We start from the raw sequence: 16,909 nt of genomic DNA on the forward strand, positions 1-16,909 counted from the left end.
TTCCCCTGCCAGGACTCGAACCTGGTCCTCCCGCGTAACAGTCGGGCGTGCTGCCGCCAGCACCTCAGAGGAGTGGTGGAGCGGAGGCCTCGGGCCCGCGCCCCGCTTTTTCGTCGGATGCCCGCGAGTCGAACGCGGTATTTCCTCATCCCGAATGAGGTGGGTTGCCGTCTCCCTCGCACCCGTGGAGCACCCCTGCCAGGAGTCGAACCTGAATCTCGGCGTTCGTAGCGCCGCACTCTCTCCATTGAGCTACAGGGGCAAAAATGCGCGGTAAAGAGAAAGCCGCCCTGATCGGTTTCCCGACGGGCGGCTTCCGTGAATCTCACCAGGTCATGGTGTGGAAGCCGCTCTACGCGGTGCGAAGGGGCGTCGTGCGGCGCCGCAGAGCTGGCTCATGACTTCCCCTCCGTCCGGTGTGTGAACCAAGTATTGCGGCTGCCGATCGTCGTCGTCAACGCAAATTAATTCCGTTCGAACGTCATGAACGAAACTCCGCTCTCGAACAGCCGGGCATCGGTGCGCCGGAACTTCGTGATGCCGGCCTTCCCGTCGAACAGCGGGATTCCCCGCCCGAACGTCACCGGGTGAATCTTGACCAGCAGCGCGTCGATCTGTGGCAGCAGTGCGGCGGCCAGCTTGCCGCCACCGCACAGCCAGATGTCGAGGCCGTCCTCCTCCTTCAGTGCGGCAACGCGCCCGGCGACGTCGGAGCGGATCACCTCGACGTCGGCGGGCGTGCCGGTCACGGTCGACGACACCACGAACTGGCGCAGGTGCGCGTAGGGCGAGGCCAGCCCGCCCGGCACCTGGTAGGTGTGGCGGCCCATCAGGACCGTGTCGAAGTGCCGGTTCGGCGCGTCCTGCAGGCCGAGCGCTTCGCGGAACTGGGTGGGCAGCGTGTCGGGGTACTCGGCGTTGATGCCGGTCATGTGGTCGCCCTCGAAGACGAAACCGTCGAAGGTCCCGTCCTCGGCCGCGATGAACCCGTCCAGCGTCACTGCCACGTAGTACACGAGCTTTCGCATGAGATCCCCCTGTGGTCGACTTGAACCACTACGACTGTAGTACTATGTCTGTAGTGGTTGTCAAGGAGGCATCGTGGTCAGGAACGAAGCACGGCGAACGGCACTTCTCGACGCGGCGATCGACGTCCTGGCGGAGGAGGGCGCGCGGGGGCTGACCTACCGCGCGATCGACACGAGGGCGCGGGTGCCCGCGGGCACGGCGTCGAACTACTTCGCGAACCGCGACGAGCTGATGTCGGAGGTGATGACGCGGGTGCACGAGAGGCTCACGCCGTCCGGCGAGTCGGTCGCGAAGTCGCTCGCGCTGCCGCGCGACAGGTCGCTGACCGTGAAGTTCATGCACGACATCATCAAGCGCGCGGACGCCGACAAGGCGTGCTACCTCGCGATGATGGAGCTGCGGCTGGAGGCCACCAGGAGGCCGGAGATCCGCGCGGCGCTCACCGCGACGATCGCCGGTGGCATCGACGCCAACGTCGCGTTCAACGAGGAGTCGGGGCTGCCGGGCGATCGGATGGCCGTCGTCCTGCTCTACTTCGCGATGACGGGGCTGATCTACGAACGGCTGACGTTGCCGGACGTCGTGGCGCCCATGGACCTCGACGAGCTCGTCGAGGTCATGGTCGGCCGCGCTATCGGCTGAGCGGTCCGCCGGTGATCGTCAGCGCGACGGCGATCACCACGATGCCCAGCGTCGAGTACAGGAACGCGTCCATGCCGCGGCCGCGGATCTTGATCAGACCCGCCTGCTCGTCGGTCACGAGGATCCGCAGCACGGCCGCGACCAGCAGCGACACGCCGAGCAGGACCGCGCCCTGCCGCCAGTGGTACTGGAAGATCCGCACCAGCCCGAGCACGCCGATCCCGAGCACCAGCGCGAACGGCAGGTGCTTCGCGGGACCCGAGCGCCAGCGCTGTTCCGGCATGAGCGCCTCTGCGTCAGAGCGCTGCATGGGCGCGCTCGGCGGCTTCGACGGTGTTGGTCAGCAGCATCGCCACGGTCATCGGGCCCGCGCCGCCGGGGATCGGGGCGAGCCAGCCCGCGACCTCGCGGACCTCGGGAGCCACGTCGCCGACGAGACCCGCCTCGGTGCGGGTGATGCCGACGTCGACCACGGCCGCGCCGGGCTTGACCATGTCCGCGGTGATCAGGCCGGGGCTGCCGGCGCCGGCGATCACGATGTCCGCGCGGCGCACCTCGGCCGCGAGGTCCTTGGTGCCGGTGTGGCACAGCGTCACGGTGGCGTTCTCGGTGCGGCGGGTGAGCAGCAGGCCGATCGGGCGCCCGACGGTCACGCCGCGGCCGACCACGGTGACGTTCGCGCCCGCGAGCGGCACGTCGTAGCGGCGCAGCAGCTCCACGATGCCGCGTGGGGTCGCGGGCAGCGCGGCCTCCTCGCCGAGCACCAGCTTGCCGAGGTTGACCGGGTGCAGGCCGTCGCCGTCCTTGGCGGGGTCGATGCGCTCCAGGATCGCGTTCGCGTTGAGGTGCTTCGGCAGCGGGAGCTGCACGATGTAGGCGGTGACCTCGGGGTTCGCGTTCAGCTCGTCGATGACGGCCTCCAGCTCCTCCTGCGTGGTCTCCTCCGGCAGGTCGCGCCGGATCGAGGAGATGCCGACCTTCTCGCACGCGCGGTGCTTGCCCTTGACGTACGAGTGCGAGCCGGGGTCGTCGCCGACCAGCACGGTGGCCAGACCGACCGAGCCGGGCAGCGCGGCGACCCGCGCCTTCAGGTCCTCGAACAGCGCGTTGCGGGTTTCGTTGCCGTTGAGAAGCGTCGCAGTCACGACCTCATCCTCCCATTGGGCAGCGCCGCGACGCCCACCGACACCAGCGTCAGCGCCACGCCGACCGCCGTCGGCGGCGCCAGGTGACCGCTCACCGCGTCCAGCAGCAGGGCCCCGATGAGCTGCCCGCTCACGCCGCAGAGCCCGACCATCAGCACGCCGATGAACCGCACGGACACGATCGCGCCGCCCACGCCGACGATGCCGAGCAACCCGCCCAGGTAGAGCCACCAGGTGGACGGGAACCCACCCGGCACGCCACCCCGGACGACCAGGTTGACCACGGCCAGCGCGGCCGTGCCCACGGTGAAGTTCACCAGGATCGTCGCCGTCGAGTGCGCGGCCGCCTCGCGCACCAGCCCGTTCACCGCCTGCTGCCAGCCCATCAGCAGGCCCGAGACCAGCGGCAGCACCGCGAACCACAGCGCGCCGGTGGACGTGAACTGGTGCGACACGGCGACCGCGACGGCGACGACACCGACGGCCGCTCCGGCGACGCGGGTGCGGGTGATCGGTTTCGACCCGCCCGGCCCGATCCCGAGGTGGTCCACGACCGCGCTGCTCACCACCTGCCCGATCACCACCGCGACCGTGAACACCGCCACACCGATCGTCGCGACGGTGAGCCCCTGGGAGCCGACCAGCACCGCGCCGCTGATCCCGCCGACGCACTCCCACCAGCGGATCCGGCGGTGCGCCAGCGCGTCGCGCAAGCGCGCCAGCCCGGCGCGCCCGGACTGCCGCGACAGGACGGCCGCGAGCAGCACGAACCACCCGCCGCCGAAGGAGATCAACGCCGCTAGCAGCCCGTTGTGCAGCTCCTGCGCCAGCGAGCCGTTGACGCGGGCCTGGACGGCGATGGCCACACCTCCGGCCGCCGCGAGCAGACCACCGGTCACCTGCGCGGACCGCGCCACATGCCCCTCCACCGCAGACGAGAGTGTTCTTGATCAGCTTTAACCTGGGACGTGCCCCGCGTTATGGTCGGGCCTCCACCGTTCGGCGCAGCAGCGGGGGACGTGTGCGATCCAGCGAGTTGCGGGGGAAGATGTTGGCGTGTCCGAGCCGAAGCCGTTGAACCCTACCGAGCAGGACGCTCTCGTTAAGCAGATCGGCCTGACCCTCATGCGGGCCGCGCCGGAGGACTGGCGCAGCGTCGTCGCGCAGTACCGCGCCACGGGGCGGTACTTCGAGCTGGAGGCCGAGATGCGGCTCCAGGACGGCACCTCGCACTCGTGGGCCCCTCCGCAGGACGTGGCGTCGCTGTTCGCGCGGCTGCGCGCCGGCATGCACCGCGAGGGGAGGGGTAGCTGGACGAACGCGCGCTACCAGCTCGACCACCCCTCCAGCTACAACCTCGACTTCGACCGCGCCGAGCCGAGCTGGCAGACGCCGCCTCCGCAGCAGGCGTACTTCGACGAGATGCGGTTCTTCCCGCGCGCCGAGGAGAACGTCCCCGAGTGGCTGCGCCGCCGCCTGAACCCGCCGACGCCGGTGTTCCGCACCGCTCGCGTGTTCGACGGCGCCGGACCGAACGGTCGTCCGTCGGTCAACCGGCCGCCCGTGCCGGAGCCCGAGGTCGCGCCGCTGCTGGCGTACCTGTCGGCCGCGCCGGTCGCCGTGGCCGGGCGGGGCTTCGACGCCGACGTCCTGCACCCCGACTCGCCGCCGGTCGTGCCGTCCGGGTTCCAGACCGACGGCGTGTGGATCTGGCCCGCCGGGATCTCGTTCTACCTGCGCAAGTACGGCGTGCCGCCCGAACCGGAGCTGGTCGAGCGCGCCCGCGCCGCCGGCTTCGCGCTGCCGGAGGTCTCCGAGGAGGCGAGGCTCGCCGCCGCGGCGAACCTGGGCGCGCCCGCCGCGCCTCCCGGCACCGTCGTGCCCTCGCTGCCCGAACCAGGGCCGGAACCGGTGCCACCGGCCGAGGAGACGCAGTTCGTCCCCGCGCCGTCGTTCGACGACGAGCCCGAACCCGAGGAGTACGCCTTCTCCTCGCCGGTCCCCGAGCCGCAGGAGGCCGAGGTCACCACCGAGCAGCGGCAGGTCGACGACGACGATCCGGGCCAGGACGACCTCGGCGCCACGATCGCGGTGGCGACGCCGCCGCTGACCGGCGACGGACCCCCTTACCGGGTGGTCTTCGACTCCGACGGCGTGCCCGACCACGTCGACGACCGGCACCTGCGCGACACCTACGGCGCCGGCATGGACCTCTTCGCGCCGCACCCGAGCGACCTCGCGGAACCGGAGCCGGTGGCGGAGATCACCGTCGCGGAGCCGGACGAGGACGACGACGGCGACGAACACCCGGCCGTGGACGTCACCGACGACCCCGAGATCCCCACCGCGGGGCCGGACGAGCCGGAGCTCCTCACGCACCACCGCGAGCCCGAGCTGCTCACGCACCACCGCGAGGAGGAGCTGACCGACAGCCTCCTCGGGGACACCGAGGAACGCCCGCGCGACGCCATGCAGGACACGATGGCGTGGAGCCCGGTCCTCGACGAGCCGCTGGAGAGCGCGTCCGAGGTCACCGAGGAGCACCCCGTCGTCCCGGTCGCCGAGGACGAGCCGGACCTGGCCGAGGACGAGATCGAGTCGACCCGGTCGTTCGAGCAGGCGTTCGAGGAGCCGGCGGAGTCCCGCTTCGAGCAGGAGCAGGCCGCGGAGCCCTCGCCGGTGCTGCCGCCCGCGCCGCCCCCGGCGGTTCCCGCGGTCCCGGCGCCCGCCGCGGTCGAGGAGACGACGCAGTTCGACGCGGCCCTCTTCACCGAGCCGGGCTTCACCGGGAAGGAGGCGGAGCCGGAGCCGGCCCCCGAGCCCGAACCGGTGAAGCCGCCGCGCCAGGTCACGCCCGAGGAGGACCGCGAGCTGGCGGGCACCCGCCGTGCGCTCGACGACCTCAACGTGCCGCACGGCGTGTACCGGATCGGCGAGCCCGCCGACCGCACCTGGACGTTGCGCCTCGACGGCGACGACTGGGAGGTGTGCTGGTACGACCACGGCCCGAAGAGCCCGGTGCGGTTCGACAAGGTCGAGGACGCGTCGGCGTACCTGGTGGGCAGGCTGGTGATGGGCAACTTCCGCACCATCCCGCGCGCGCCGCAGCCGCCACCGCCGCCGCAGCGGCCGATGACCAACGGCTTCCGCGAGGAGCCGCGCCGGCCCGTCCCGCCGCGTCCGCCGCTGCCGCCGGCCCCGGTGCAGCAGCTCCCGCCGCCACCCCCGCCGCTGCCGGGGCAGGTGCCGGTGGCCGCAGCGGTCGCCGCGGCCGTCGCGCAGGACGAGCCGTCGAAGCGGAAGTTCCCGATCTCGCCGCTGCCCGGCGAGCCGCCGCTCACGCTGTTCCGCCACAAGCAGATGTTCGAGCTGCCGGCGGGCACCGAGGTCGACCGCTACGGCGACCAGAGCGGCAACCTCGTCTACGTGGCGGGCACGCCGTTCCCGGAACGCAGCCTCGTGCCGTCGTGGATCAACCGCCCGTACCGCGTGTACCGGCTGCGCCGCCCGCTCGAGGTGCTGACGGGCGTGGCCGTGCCGTGGTTCGAGCAGCCCGGCGGCGGCACGGCCTACCTGCTGCCGAAGGCGGTCGAGGAGATGGTCGCCGACGGCGTCCTCGTGGAGATCACGGGATCAGCCGACAACTAGGCCGTAGGCCGCCGCGAACGCGATCGCGGTGTCGATGTCGATCAGGGCTCCGGCGAGCTTGGCCTGCCGGAGCCCGTTCGCGTCGAGCTGAGCCCCGCGCAGGTCCGCCCCGTCGAGCTTGGCGTCGAGCAGCCGCGCGCCCATGAGGTCCGCCTTGCTCAGGTCGGTGTTGCGCAGGTCGGCCTCGCTGAGGTTCGTCTCGCGGAACCGCTGGCCGCCGAGCTTCAGGCCGTGCAGCGGCGCCTTCACGAACGACGCCAGCGTGAAGTCCACCTCGGTGAAGGTGATCGGCCGCAGCACGCAGTCCACGAAGTTCGACCCCATTAGGCTGCACGAGGTGAACGACGACCGCGTCAGCACCGTGCGGTCGAAGGTGCACTGCCGGAACGCGGTCGCGTGGTGCCTCGACTCGCCGAGGTCCGTGCGGGTGAAGTCGCACCGGGTGAACGTGCACCCGGCCGTCACGAGCTCGCGGAGATCGGCTTCGGCGAAGTCGCAGTCGGTGAAAGACCGCTTCTCCCAGTGCTGGCCAGGGAGGTTGGCGTCGGCGTAGTCCTCGCCGACCTCTTCGAGAGGGTTGTCCACTCTCACACTCTCGCACTGTGCACGTGTTGGTAACGTGCGGGTCGCCGGGCGACCCGCCCGACGTCAACGAGGACCGTCATTCGGGAAGGCTCATGACCCGCACGCCCGTGAACGTCACTGTCACCGGTGCAGCCGGCCAGATCGGCTACGCACTGCTCTTCCGCATCGCTTCCGGTCACCTGCTGGGCCCGGACACCCCGGTCAACCTGCGGCTGCTGGAGATCACCCCGGCGCTGAAGGCCGCGGAGGGCACCGCGATGGAGCTCGACGACTGCGCCTTCCCGCTGCTGAAGGGCATCACGATCACCGACGACGCGAAGACCGCGTTCGACGGCGTGAACGTGGCCCTGCTCGTCGGCGCCCGCCCCCGCACCAAGGGCATGGAGCGCGGCGACCTGCTGGAGGCCAACGGCGGCATCTTCAAGCCGCAGGGCGAGGCGATCAACGCCGGCGCCGCGGACGACGTGAAGGTGCTCGTGGTCGGCAACCCGGCCAACACCAACGCCCTCATCGCCCAGCAGCACGCGCCGGACGTCCCGCGCGAGCGCTTCACCGCGATGACCCGCCTGGACCACAACCGCGCCCTGTCGCAGCTCTCCAAGAAGCTCGGCGTCGCCGTCACCGAGATCGAGAACATGACGATCTGGGGCAACCACTCGGCGACCCAGTACCCGGACCTGTTCCACGCCAAGGTGGGTGGCAAGACCGCCGCCGAGGCCGTGAACGACCAGGCGTGGCTCGAGAACGACTTCATCCCGACCGTCGCGAAGCGCGGCGCGGCGATCATCGAGGCCCGTGGCGCGTCTTCGGCCGCGTCCGCCGCGAACGCCGCCATCGACCACATCTACGACTGGGTCAACGGCACCGAGTGGACCTCGATGGCCGTGCCGTCGGACGGTTCGTACGGCGTGCCCGAGGGCATCATCTCGTCGTTCCCGGTCCGCTGCTCCGGCGGCAGCTACGAGATCATCCAGGGCCTGGAGATCGACGACTTCTCCCGCGCCCGCATCGACGCCTCCGTGGCCGAGCTGGTCGAGGAGCGCGACGCGGTCAAGGGCCTCGGCCTGATCTGATCCGGCGTGGCAGTGTGGGGACCGTGCTGATTCCTTGGCCCGTTCCCCAGCCACAGCTCTCCGACGACGTGCACCCCGCGCTCGCCGACGCCGCCCGTGCGGCCTCGGCGGCGTACGGGGCTGCCCGATCCCTGCACACGCGCCTCGAGCTCCGCGAGGAAGTCGCGGACGGCGCCGACGGAACACCGACGATGCGCGTCGACCGCATCGTCGAGGACGCGATCCTGGAGTCCGTCCACCGCAGCCGCGTGAACCTGCTCTCCGAGGAAGCCGGGTTCGTCGACAACGGCTCCTCGATCACCCTCGTCGTCGACCCGGTCGACGGATCCGCGAACGCCGCGTTCGGCGTTCCCCTCTCGTGCTTCGCCGGTGCGCTCGTCGAGGACGGCACGGCAAAAGAAGCGCTGACGACGTGGTTCGACACCGGCCGTGCGTGGCACGCGCGCGCAGGAGTCCCCGCGTCGTTCCGCACCACCGGACGCACCAAGCTGGACGGTGCGTCCGTGTGCCTGATGCGGCCGAAGACCGGCACTCAGGACGCGTGGCTGCGCATCGCGAACCGCGCCGACCGCATCCGGGTGCTGTGCACGACCTGCCTGGAGACCATGCTGGTGGCGGAGGGCACCGTCGACGCCTTCATCGATCCGGGCAGCGACACGCACCGGATCATGGACCTCGCGACGGCGCTGGTCACCGTACCCGCCGCGGGCGGGGTGCTGGTCGACCTGCACGGGCGGCCGTTCACGTTCGAGCCCGACCTGACCCACCGGTGGTCAGGCGTGGCGGCAGCGACTCCTCAGCTCGCCGAGGAGTTGATCGCGACGGTGCTGGGTTAGACGGCGCCCCTGGACTCGACGATGCAGTCGGGCCCGGGGAACACCAGCCCCTCGTGCCCGTCGTTGAACCGGACCAGGTACGGCGGGTGGCCGTCGTTCCCGCGCACTTCGAGGATTTCGCCCAGGCGCTCCTCGAGGCCGATGGAGCGGCTGTGGACGTGGAGCCTGTCACCGACTGTTGCTTGCATGGTGCTGCGACACCTCCGGTGTGCGGCGTGAGGCATGGCGCTGAACGCGTTAAAGCCTAGGCCCACACCGGAGATGCGCAACAGGGCTCAAGTCCTCATCCGCCGCACGCCGAGGAGACCTTCGCCGCGAGGTCGGCCTTCTGCTGCACCCAGTCCGCCGCGGAGTTGACGTTCTGCATGCCGTTGGCTGCTTCCTCGAGAGCCTTCTTCACCTGCGCGTCCGGCGCGGAGTTCGCGAGGTTCTCCAGCTCCTGGGCCTTGGCCTTGGTGTCTTCCAGCGCCTTCTGCGGGTCGCTCATGTCCGGCGAGAACCCCACGAGCTGGATCGCATCAGCACACAGCTTCACCTTGTCCGCGGTGTCGCTGACGCCCTGGATCGTGTCGCAGGCCGTCAGGCTGCCCAACGCGATGACGGCTGCTGCCAGCGGTCCGACTAGGCGCATTCGCTCTCCTCTTGCCCGATGTGTCCGTTTGTGTTGGTCACGACTCTACCGACGTGCGCCCCGTGAGGGTTTGACGTTGGTAAAGCTTCCGGATGACGTCGTCGATCTCCGGCTCCACGACCGCGAGGTCGTGGACCTCCACCTGCCGCACCACCAGGGTGATGAGCTGCGCCGCCGTCATCTCCGCCCGCCGGAACGTGAGGTGGTGCCGCAGGCCGCCGGCCTCGCTGCGCACCGCCGTCACTCCGGGGACGTCCGGCGCCGGTCCGGGTTCCCTGAGGTCGATGACGAGCTCGCGTTCCGGGGTGACCTCGGCCCGCAGGTCGTCGAGCGGCCCGTCGGCGAGCACCCGGCCGTGGTCGATCACCATCAGCCGCGGGCAGAGGCGCTCGATGTCGTCCAGGTCGTGCGTGGTGAGCAGGAGCGTCGTGCCGCGCCTGGTGTTGATGTCCTTGAGGAACTCCCTGAGCCGTTCCTTGGACTCGAGGTCCAGGCCGATCGTCGGCTCGTCGAGCACCAGCAGCTCCGGCGCGTGCAGCAGGGCGGCGGTGATCTCGCCGCGCATCCGCTGCCCCAGCGAGAGCTGCCGCACCGGGGTGGCCAGCGTCTCCCGCAGGCCGAGGAGCTCGACGCACTCGTCGAGCCGGGCCCGGTAGTCCCGCGGCGGCACCCGGTAGATCGACCGGAGCAGGTCGAAGCTGTCCCGCAGCGGCAGGTCCCACCAGAGCTGGCTGCGCTGCCCGAACACGACGCCGATGCGCCTCGCGAGGTCGCGCCGCTGCTTCGACGGGTCCACGCCGCTCACCCGGACGCGCCCGCTGGTCGGCACCAGGATCCCGGTCAGCATCTTGATCGTCGTCGACTTGCCGGCCCCGTTCGGGCCGACGTACCCGACCGCCTCTCCCGCCGCCACGCCGAACGACACGCCGTCCACCGCGGTGACGGTCTTGTACCTGCGCCGCAGGCCTTTCGACGTGGCGACCTTGAACTCCCTGCGGAGCCCCTCGACCTCGATCATGATCCCGTTCCCCGGTAGTGCCTGACCGCGAAGCGCCACACGAGCCCCGCCGCGGCTGCGGCCAGGGCTGCGACGAGCGGTGATGTCCAGCCGACCCAGCCGGGCAGGCCGAGCGGGTCCTGCTTGCCGAGCAGCGCGAGGCTCGGGTAGTACGCCACGAACGCGCCCGGCACGACGAACGCCATCACCCAGCGCAGCGGCCGGGAGTAGACGTTGATCGGGTACGACGTGAAGGCGTTGCTGCCGTAGGTGACGGCGTTGGCGAACTCGCGCCCCTCGACGATCCAGAAGCAGACCGAGCAGGCCACCACCCAGACCGCGCTGTAGATGACCGCGCCCGCGATCGGCGTCACGACGGTCAGCGCGACCTTCGCGGGCGACCAGTCGACCGGGACGTTCGCCAGCGCGTAGGCCAGGACCGCGATCCCGCCGGTGATGCGCCCGATCCGGCGCAACCGGATGTCGGAGCACATGATCTGCGGCAGCGTGCCGAGCGGCCGCATCAGCAGCACGTCGAAGGTGCCGGTGCGGATGTAGGTCGGCAGGTTGTCGAGCTGGCCCGCGAACAGGTCGGCGACCCCGAACGCCGCGCCCGCGAACGCGTACATCAGCAGCACTTCGTTCTTGGTGAACCCGCCGAGCGCGGTGATCTGGGTGAAGAGGACCAGGATGACGAGCAGCTCGTAGCACTGCGCGATCACCTGCGTCACGAAGTCCATCGCGAACGACGCGCGGTAGGAGAGCTGGCTGCGCAGCCGTGCGCCGATCAGCCTCGGGTAGATGAGGTCAGCCACCCTGCACCACCACCTTGCGCACCGCGCGCTGCAAGGCCAGGTGCCCGAGTCCCAGCATCACCACGGCCCAGAACGCCTGGTACAGCAGGAGCTTCGGCGCGCTGCCGTGCCCGAGGAACACGTCGATCGGCGCCTGCAGCAACGCCGGGAACGGCGTCATCCACAGCGCCTCGCGCGCCCACTCGGGGAAGAACGCGATCGGCACGGTGAGCCCGCACAGCAGGCCGGACGTGACGTTCCAGAACCCGTACAGCCCGCGGTTGTCGATCAGCCAGAACGCGCTGACGTCGATGAGGAACCGGAACGCGAAGCTGATGACCAGCGCGATCAACGCGCTCACCAGGAACAGCGGCCACTGCACCGCGTTCTCGGGGAACTGGAACGGGAACAGCAGCATGCCGAACAGCACCGGCGGGGCGAGCCTGGTCAGGAACGCGAACCCGCTGCGGCCGACGTCCTCGGCGAGCAGCGCGCTCTGCAGGTTCCACGGCCGGTAGAGATCTACGACGACGTCACCGGATCGCACGCGCTCGGCGAGCTCGTTGGTCCCCCACAACAGGATGAACCCGAGCAGCCCCTGCCCGATCCAGACGTACGTGTTGGTGGCAGCGATGCCGTAGTCGGCGATCTCGCCGTCCGCCGCCTTCAGCGCGGCGACGAGAACGGCGACCCGCAGCAGCCCGAAGACCACGTTCGTGGTCATCCCAGCCAGCATCGCTTGTCGGTAGGTCGAGTACCTTCGGAATCCGGCAACGATCAAATCGGCGTGAACACGCACGTCGGTCTACGTTAGTGACCGTCGCAAGTGGATTTTTCAGCTACCGAACGCACTGGTCACGACCTCGCCGACCTCGGGCTGCGAGCCCAGGCAGAGGAAGTAGCTGCGGGTGCCGTCCTTGAACCCGACCGCGGTGATCTCCCAGCCGGTCGTGTCGACCGTCGACCGGGTGTTCGCCTTCATCAGCTCGGGCGTGCAGACGCCCCTCACCTCAGCCGATGCCGCCAGCTCGTCGGAGTCGACCGCCGGGATCTCCCCGGAGAGCCAGCCCCCGCCGAACGCCTCCCAGTAGTGCTCGTCCGCGCAGCTACCGACATTGCGCGCCGTCGCCGGCTGACCGCCGAAGTTGTTGATCCCGCGGAAGCACGTCGACTGGTCGACGCAGAACCCCATGTCGCACTTCTTGAGGAACGGCGGGATGTCCTCGGCGCCACCCTGCTGGGTCGTCGACACCGGCCCGGGACCTCGCGCACCCGCGTCCTCCGCGCGGAAGTGGTTCCACGCCAACACCCCGGCACCGGCCGCGACGACGAGCCCCGCCGCGACGGCCAACGGCCACACCTTGCGCTTGGCCGGGGGAGCGACCGGCACGGTGGGCTGCCGCAGCGGATCGCGCAGCTCGTCCCGCAGCTGAGCGGCACTGGGCGTGCGCAGGTTCGCGTCCGGGTGCAGCGCCCGAGCCAGCGCGTCGTGCAGCGCCGCCGGCACCCCGTCGACCGCGGCGACGGGCCTGCGCAGGATCTCGCCGAGCTGGTCGAAACTGCTGATGGGCCACGGCACCGGCCGCGGCGGCTTGCCCGCGAGCAACGTGTAGAGCGTGGCGGCGAGCGAGTAGACGTCGGCCTGCGGCGTCGGCTCGGCCATCGCGAACGCCTCCGGCGGCGCGTAGCTGGGACTCAGCGCGTCCCGCGTCACCGTGCTGCCACCCGTGGCGTCGAGCAGCGCGGCGAGCCCGAAGTCGGCGAGCTTCGGCGTGCCGTACCGGTCGACGAGGATGTTGCCGGGCTTGATGTCCCGGTGCAGCACCCCTTCCCGGTGCGCCGCCGCGAGCGCGTCCGCGAGCTTGATGCCGAGAGCGCGGACCTGCTCGGGGTGCAACGGCCCACCCGCGTCCAACCGGTCGGCGAGCGACCCGCCCGTGCACAGCTCCATGACGATGTACGGCATGCCCCAAGCGGTGATGTTCGCGTCGTGCACCCCGACAACGTGCGGATGCCCCGACAACTTGGCCGCGGCACGCGCCTCCCGCAGGAACCGCCGCCGGTCCCGCTCGTCGACGAGCACCCGGTTGTCGATCTTGACGGCGACATCGCGGCCGAGTTGCGCCTGGTGGGCGCGGTAGACGGTGGCGAACCCACCCGCGCCCAACGGTCTCAGATCGGTCAGGCCGGGGATGTGCGGTGCGGTCACGCGCGGCAGCCTAGCTACCTGCCGGCCGCCGCCTTCGCGGCCTTCTTGAAGTCCCGCACCTCGAGCAACGACTTCTGGTCCGTCACGTCGGCCACGCTACGACGACTTCCCTCGTCGCCGTAATGACCGGCCGCTTCCCGCCACCCCTCGGGCGTCACGCCGAACTGCTTGCCCAGGAGCGCGAGGAAGATCTTCGCCTTCTGCTCCCCGAACCCGGGCAACGCCTTGAGCCGCTTCACCACAGCGGTCCCGTCCTCCTCGGCCCAGATGCGCGTGACGTCACCGTCGTACACCTCGACGACGAACCGCGCCAGCGCCTGCACCCGCTTGGACATGGAGCCGGGGAAGCGGTGCACGGCGGGCGGGGTGGCCATGATCGCGGCGAAGGCCTCGGGGTCGGCTTCGGCGATGCGGTGCACGTCCAGGCCGCCCATGCGGTCGGCGATGACCTTGGGGCCGGAGAAGGCCTTCTCCATCGGTATTTGCTGGTCGAGCAACATACCCAAGAGCAGCGCGAACCAGTCCTCGGCCAGCAGGGCGTCGGCGTCGGGGTTCTGCGCTAGGCACACCGTGCGGGTCATGGCGAGAGCATCGCATGCTGGCGTGAGGTGCTGTTTCCGGCTCGCGAGCAGAGAGCCGGTTTGACTACCGGTGGTACCCAGGTACCATTGGGTACCGGAGGTGTGTAATGGCCGTTCAGTCCTCTCCTGTCAAAGTCGATCAAGAGACACACGCTTTGATCGCGCATGGTGCCACCGCTCTGCACATGTCTCAGAAGGACCTGCTCGCTGCGGCTGTCCGTGAGTACTTGGGCGCGAGGCGGGAAGAGATCAACGCGGCGCTGCGTCGCACGATGGAGACGCTCGATGGCACCCGAAGCAGTCAGGTCGCCGCTCTGACCGGCATGTCCAAGGAGCGCCTCGCTGAACTAGGTGGGATCCGCGAGTCCTGATGACCGTTCGCCCCACCATTCGCTGTCTCCGTGAAGAGCTCGGCTTGGGCCTGCCGCCGATCGACGAGCCTCTCGATGAGATCGATCATCCGCTGATCAGGAAGGCCAACGAGCAATTCGCTCAGCCGACGGGTCCGCGTGAGCGGATTCGTTCGATCGATGACGTGGTCATGTTCAAGGTCAAAGTCCAACGTTGGCGAGGAGCCGTTGTCGAGACGGGCGATCCCAGTTGGATGGTCACGGCTGGAGTCCGAGAAGCGGGAAGTCGTGATGACTTCTACGAAGCGCTCGCGACTGCAGCCGTCGCCGCACGAGCCAGGTACAACGCTGAGCACAGTCCGCCCTTGAAAACATCGACGTTCTGTGGCCAGTGGCTTGCGAGCGAGGACGACCTCGATCGGTACCGCGCTGAAGCAGCGGTCCGGATGCTGCGGGTCATGAGCGAAACGGTGCGGCGTCTGGTGTGCGCATCGTTGCTCGACGGGCACGAGCATGCCGGTGAGGTTTCCGGGGCAGAACTCGGTGTGCTCGTTCGGGGTGCGGAGGACAGGGGGACGTACGTAGCGATGCGGATCACTGGTTCGGTGCCCGACAACTTCGTCGCCATCGCTCTGGACCTGGTTCCTGGCTGTGACAGGGACGGCTGGTACCCGGAGTTCGCGATGCCGGATCGGCCGCTGCGTCCTGGTGAACAGGTCTACTCGAACATGATGGACGCGCAAGCTGCTGCCCGGTTGCTCGAAGAGACTAGCTAGTCGTACATCGGGCAGTGTGCTGGTCGAGCAGCAGCGCGAACCGGTCCTCGGCCAGCAGGGCGTCGGCGTCGGGGTTCTGCGCTAGGCACACCGTGCGGGTCATGGCGGCAATCCTGACACGGACTGCTCCGTCCGGCCTCACCCCGGCTGGTCGTCCCATCGGCCTCACACCGGCCCGAACACCGCTCCCGGCCCGGGAACTACGCGCCGGCCACGCGGACCTCGGACACCACCTGACGCACCAGCACGCGCAGTGCCTCGCGGTCGACGGTCGCCGGATCCTCGGCCAGCCAGTCGCCGATCTCCCGCACGAACTGCTCCGGCGTCATCGGCGGCACCTCGAAGTCGAGGTCGTCGTCGCACGTGACCTCGCCGGCCCGGCTCGGGTAGACGATCAGGGCGCCGCGGACCTCCAGCCACGGCAGGAGCTCGGCGAAGCGTTCGACGCCTTCGACGAGCTGGGTGCCGCCGCCGCGGAACGGGTGGCCGTTGCGCCAGAGTTCGCCGTCCTCGTCGCAGTAGTAGTGGCCGGGCAGCCACGACTTCGACTCGATCAGGACCAGGCGGCGGCCGCAGAGCAGGGCGTGGTCGACGTCGGTGAAGACCGAGCCGGGCCAGGCGAGGCCGTGGAAGATGCGCACGCCCGGTAGCTGCGTGAGGTACTCGGTGAGCAGGCCGGCGGTCAGCCTTTCGCGTCTGTTTTCACCCGGACGGCCGAAGATGGTGTTCCCGTCGTACTCGCCCGCGAACGCCCGTTCGGCGCGTGCCAGCGCCGTGTAGCGGCGCACCAGCCGGAACGCGCCGTAACCGGCGGCGGCCACCAGTGGTAGCCAGACGGCCAGCAGCAGGGGTGACAGCGGCATCGCCAGCGGGAGGAGCAGGACGAACCACCCGCCGATCGCGGCGGCCGCGGGGGCGTGGCCCAGGCCCGTCGCGGGCACGTAGCGGACGCGGGCGCCCAGGTCGATGCGGTTCCACCAGTCCATCGCGCCTAGGTCCACGCGGGGGCGCGGCGCCATGTAGTTCGGGTCTTCGCCGAAGTCGCGCAACCGGCCCGTGTGGCCCGTTCGCCGAGGTCGCGGCCTTGTCCGAGGGCGCACGACCGGTGGTGCGGCCGGGGTGGGGCGGTCGTAGTCGGCGCGCCGGACAGGGTCCTTCAGCGTCTCGTAGGCCTCCTGGAGCAGGCGGAAGCCGCCGGACGTGCCACCCGCGTCCGGGTGCATGACCTTGGCGAGAGAGCGGTAAGCCGACTTGATCTCCGAGGCACTGGCGCCCCGGCTGACACCGAGCAACTCGTAGTAGTCGATCCCTGGCACGACACCGTCCAGTCCGAGGTTGGTGCATGAACCTTATTGGGTCCAACACTTTCGCCGGGCATACGGCCCGCGATTCGCCGACTAGTGTGAGTGTTCGCGGTGGCGATGGGGCCTGTAGCGCAGTGGTCGACGCGCCCTCCGGACGGGGGGAGAACGCCGGTTCGAATCCGGCCGGTCCCGCTCAGCAGCCGGGTTTCCGCCGTTCCCGTGCCACGGGCGTCCACTGTGGACGACTCCGGTGGGGAGGACGGCCCGGTGGACGCACTGGAAGGCCTGCCGGAGGGACCCTCGGTCGTC

19 protein-coding genes and 3 tRNA genes are annotated in these 16,909 nt (G+C 70.1%); 7 read left to right on the forward strand and 15 right to left on the reverse strand.

Annotation, left to right across the window (positions count from 1 at the left end; genetic code table 11):
* From BMW88_RS04380 to BMW88_RS04390, 3 genes are all read right to left on the reverse strand, one after another.
* Positions 1-72, reverse strand: a tRNA-Asn gene (locus BMW88_RS04380).
* Between the two features lie 118 nt (positions 73-190).
* Positions 191-262 (reverse strand) — tRNA-Arg (locus BMW88_RS04385).
* Positions 263-464: 202 nt separating this feature from the next.
* Positions 465-1,028: a dihydrofolate reductase family protein gene (locus tag BMW88_RS04390; protein WP_089949194.1), complete on the reverse strand. Its 564-nt coding sequence runs from the start codon at positions 1,026-1,028 to the stop codon at positions 465-467.
* A gap of 73 nt (positions 1,029-1,101) precedes the next feature.
* Between BMW88_RS04390 and BMW88_RS04395 the strand changes: the two genes are divergently transcribed.
* Positions 1,102-1,671: a TetR/AcrR family transcriptional regulator gene (locus BMW88_RS04395; RefSeq protein ID WP_089949195.1), complete on the forward strand. Its 570-nt coding sequence runs from the start codon at positions 1,102-1,104 to the stop codon at positions 1,669-1,671.
* Here BMW88_RS04395 and BMW88_RS04400 read toward each other — a convergent pair.
* Genes BMW88_RS04400 through BMW88_RS04410 form a run of 3 tightly spaced genes read right to left on the reverse strand, consistent with a single transcriptional unit; the run spans position 1,661 to position 3,745 of the window.
* Complete coding sequence (locus BMW88_RS04400) at positions 1,661-1,954, reverse strand: DUF3017 domain-containing protein (RefSeq protein ID WP_089949468.1); 294 nt, start codon at positions 1,952-1,954, stop codon at positions 1,661-1,663. The genes BMW88_RS04395 and BMW88_RS04400 overlap by 11 nt on opposite strands.
* A 13-nt stretch (positions 1,955-1,967) precedes the next feature.
* Complete coding sequence (locus tag BMW88_RS04405) at positions 1,968-2,816, reverse strand: bifunctional methylenetetrahydrofolate dehydrogenase/methenyltetrahydrofolate cyclohydrolase (protein WP_089949196.1); 849 nt, start codon at positions 2,814-2,816, stop codon at positions 1,968-1,970.
* Complete coding sequence (locus tag BMW88_RS04410; protein WP_245777549.1) at positions 2,813-3,745, reverse strand: DMT family transporter; 933 nt, start codon at positions 3,743-3,745, stop codon at positions 2,813-2,815. The genes BMW88_RS04405 and BMW88_RS04410 overlap by 4 nt, the downstream gene beginning before the upstream one ends.
* A gap of 127 nt (positions 3,746-3,872) precedes the next feature.
* Here BMW88_RS04410 and BMW88_RS04415 point away from each other — a divergent pair, with 127 nt between their 5' ends.
* Positions 3,873-6,464, forward strand: coding sequence for a TNT domain-containing protein (locus tag BMW88_RS04415; RefSeq protein ID WP_089949200.1), 2,592 nt, complete (start codon positions 3,873-3,875; stop codon positions 6,462-6,464).
* Here BMW88_RS04415 and BMW88_RS04420 read toward each other — a convergent pair.
* The gene (locus tag BMW88_RS04420; protein WP_089949201.1) at positions 6,450-7,049 is read right to left on the reverse strand and encodes a pentapeptide repeat-containing protein; all 600 of its coding nucleotides are present in this window, start codon (positions 7,047-7,049) and stop codon (positions 6,450-6,452) included. The two genes, BMW88_RS04415 and BMW88_RS04420, sit on opposite strands and share 15 nt — an antisense overlap.
* A 92-nt stretch (positions 7,050-7,141) precedes the next feature.
* On the opposite strand from BMW88_RS04420, the gene BMW88_RS04425 reads away from it, so the two are divergent.
* Together BMW88_RS04425 and BMW88_RS04430 are read left to right on the forward strand one after the other, a co-directional pair.
* Complete coding sequence (locus tag BMW88_RS04425; protein WP_089949202.1) at positions 7,142-8,122, forward strand: malate dehydrogenase; 981 nt, start codon at positions 7,142-7,144, stop codon at positions 8,120-8,122.
* Between the two features lie 23 nt (positions 8,123-8,145).
* Positions 8,146-8,958, forward strand: coding sequence for an inositol monophosphatase family protein (locus BMW88_RS04430; RefSeq protein WP_089949469.1), 813 nt, complete (start codon positions 8,146-8,148; stop codon positions 8,956-8,958).
* Here the strand turns inward: BMW88_RS04430 and BMW88_RS04435 are convergent.
* From BMW88_RS04435 to BMW88_RS04465, 7 genes are all read right to left on the reverse strand, one after another.
* The gene (locus BMW88_RS04435) at positions 8,955-9,146 is read right to left on the reverse strand and encodes a DUF1918 domain-containing protein (protein ID WP_089949470.1); all 192 of its coding nucleotides are present in this window, start codon (positions 9,144-9,146) and stop codon (positions 8,955-8,957) included. The genes BMW88_RS04430 and BMW88_RS04435 overlap by 4 nt on opposite strands.
* Before the next feature lie 95 nt (positions 9,147-9,241).
* Positions 9,242-9,589: a hypothetical protein gene (locus BMW88_RS04440; RefSeq protein WP_089949203.1), complete on the reverse strand. Its 348-nt coding sequence runs from the start codon at positions 9,587-9,589 to the stop codon at positions 9,242-9,244.
* A 37-nt stretch (positions 9,590-9,626) separates the two neighbouring features.
* Entirely contained in the window at positions 9,627-10,607 is a 981-nt protein-coding gene (locus tag BMW88_RS04445; protein WP_089949205.1) for an ABC transporter ATP-binding protein, read from the reverse strand.
* On the reverse strand, positions 10,604-11,401 hold the full coding sequence (locus tag BMW88_RS04450; RefSeq protein WP_089949206.1) for an ABC transporter permease: 798 nt from the start codon (positions 11,399-11,401) through the stop codon (positions 10,604-10,606). The genes BMW88_RS04445 and BMW88_RS04450 overlap by 4 nt, the downstream gene beginning before the upstream one ends.
* A complete protein-coding gene (locus tag BMW88_RS04455; protein WP_245777550.1) occupies positions 11,394-12,104 on the reverse strand; it encodes an ABC transporter permease in 711 nt (236 codons plus the stop codon). The genes BMW88_RS04450 and BMW88_RS04455 overlap by 8 nt, the downstream gene beginning before the upstream one ends.
* Positions 12,105-12,215: 111 nt before the next feature.
* Entirely contained in the window at positions 12,216-13,589 is a 1,374-nt protein-coding gene (locus tag BMW88_RS04460; protein ID WP_218147983.1) for a serine/threonine-protein kinase, read from the reverse strand.
* 14 nt (positions 13,590-13,603) lie between these two features.
* Entirely contained in the window at positions 13,604-14,170 is a 567-nt protein-coding gene (locus tag BMW88_RS04465; RefSeq protein WP_089949210.1) for an HhH-GPD-type base excision DNA repair protein, read from the reverse strand.
* A gap of 107 nt (positions 14,171-14,277) precedes the next feature.
* On the opposite strand from BMW88_RS04465, the gene BMW88_RS04470 reads away from it, so the two are divergent.
* Together BMW88_RS04470 and BMW88_RS04475 are read left to right on the forward strand one after the other, a co-directional pair.
* Entirely contained in the window at positions 14,278-14,541 is a 264-nt protein-coding gene (locus BMW88_RS04470; RefSeq protein WP_089949212.1) for a hypothetical protein, read from the forward strand.
* A complete protein-coding gene (locus BMW88_RS04475) occupies positions 14,541-15,296 on the forward strand; it encodes a hypothetical protein (RefSeq protein ID WP_218147984.1) in 756 nt (251 codons plus the stop codon). The genes BMW88_RS04470 and BMW88_RS04475 overlap by 1 nt, the downstream gene beginning before the upstream one ends.
* 200 nt (positions 15,297-15,496) lie before the next feature.
* Here BMW88_RS04475 and BMW88_RS04480 read toward each other — a convergent pair whose 3' ends face one another.
* Positions 15,497-16,612, reverse strand: coding sequence for a J domain-containing protein (locus BMW88_RS04480; RefSeq protein ID WP_089949216.1), 1,116 nt, complete (start codon positions 16,610-16,612; stop codon positions 15,497-15,499).
* Between the two features lie 107 nt (positions 16,613-16,719).
* On the opposite strand from BMW88_RS04480, the gene BMW88_RS41640 reads away from it, so the two are divergent.
* Positions 16,720-16,792: transfer RNA gene (locus BMW88_RS41640), tRNA-Pro, on the forward strand.
* The last annotated feature ends 117 nt before the right edge of the window (positions 16,793-16,909 follow it).

It is taken from the genome of Lentzea xinjiangensis, assembly GCF_900110955.1.
GTDB lineage: Bacteria > Actinomycetota > Actinomycetes > Mycobacteriales > Pseudonocardiaceae > Lentzea > Lentzea xinjiangensis.

Coding starts and splice junctions, on each gene's coding strand:
- BMW88_RS04435 (WP_089949470.1), bottom strand. CDS start 9,146: ATGCAAGCAACAGTCGGTGACAGGCTCCACGTCCACAGCCGCTCCATC.
- BMW88_RS04400 (WP_089949468.1), bottom strand. CDS start 1,954: ATGCCGGAACAGCGCTGGCGCTCGGGTCCCGCGAAGCACCTGCCGTTC.
- BMW88_RS04445 (WP_089949205.1), bottom strand. CDS start 10,607: ATGATCGAGGTCGAGGGGCTCCGCAGGGAGTTCAAGGTCGCCACGTCG.
- BMW88_RS04425 (WP_089949202.1), top strand. CDS start 7,142: ATGACCCGCACGCCCGTGAACGTCACTGTCACCGGTGCAGCCGGCCAG.
- BMW88_RS04475 (WP_218147984.1), top strand. CDS start 14,541: ATGACCGTTCGCCCCACCATTCGCTGTCTCCGTGAAGAGCTCGGCTTG.
- BMW88_RS04390 (WP_089949194.1), bottom strand. CDS start 1,028: ATGCGAAAGCTCGTGTACTACGTGGCAGTGACGCTGGACGGGTTCATC.
- BMW88_RS04465 (WP_089949210.1), bottom strand. CDS start 14,170: ATGACCCGCACGGTGTGCCTAGCGCAGAACCCCGACGCCGACGCCCTG.
- BMW88_RS04470 (WP_089949212.1), top strand. CDS start 14,278: ATGGCCGTTCAGTCCTCTCCTGTCAAAGTCGATCAAGAGACACACGCT.
- BMW88_RS04455 (WP_245777550.1), bottom strand. CDS start 12,104: ATGACCACGAACGTGGTCTTCGGGCTGCTGCGGGTCGCCGTTCTCGTC.
- BMW88_RS04440 (WP_089949203.1), bottom strand. CDS start 9,589: ATGCGCCTAGTCGGACCGCTGGCAGCAGCCGTCATCGCGTTGGGCAGC.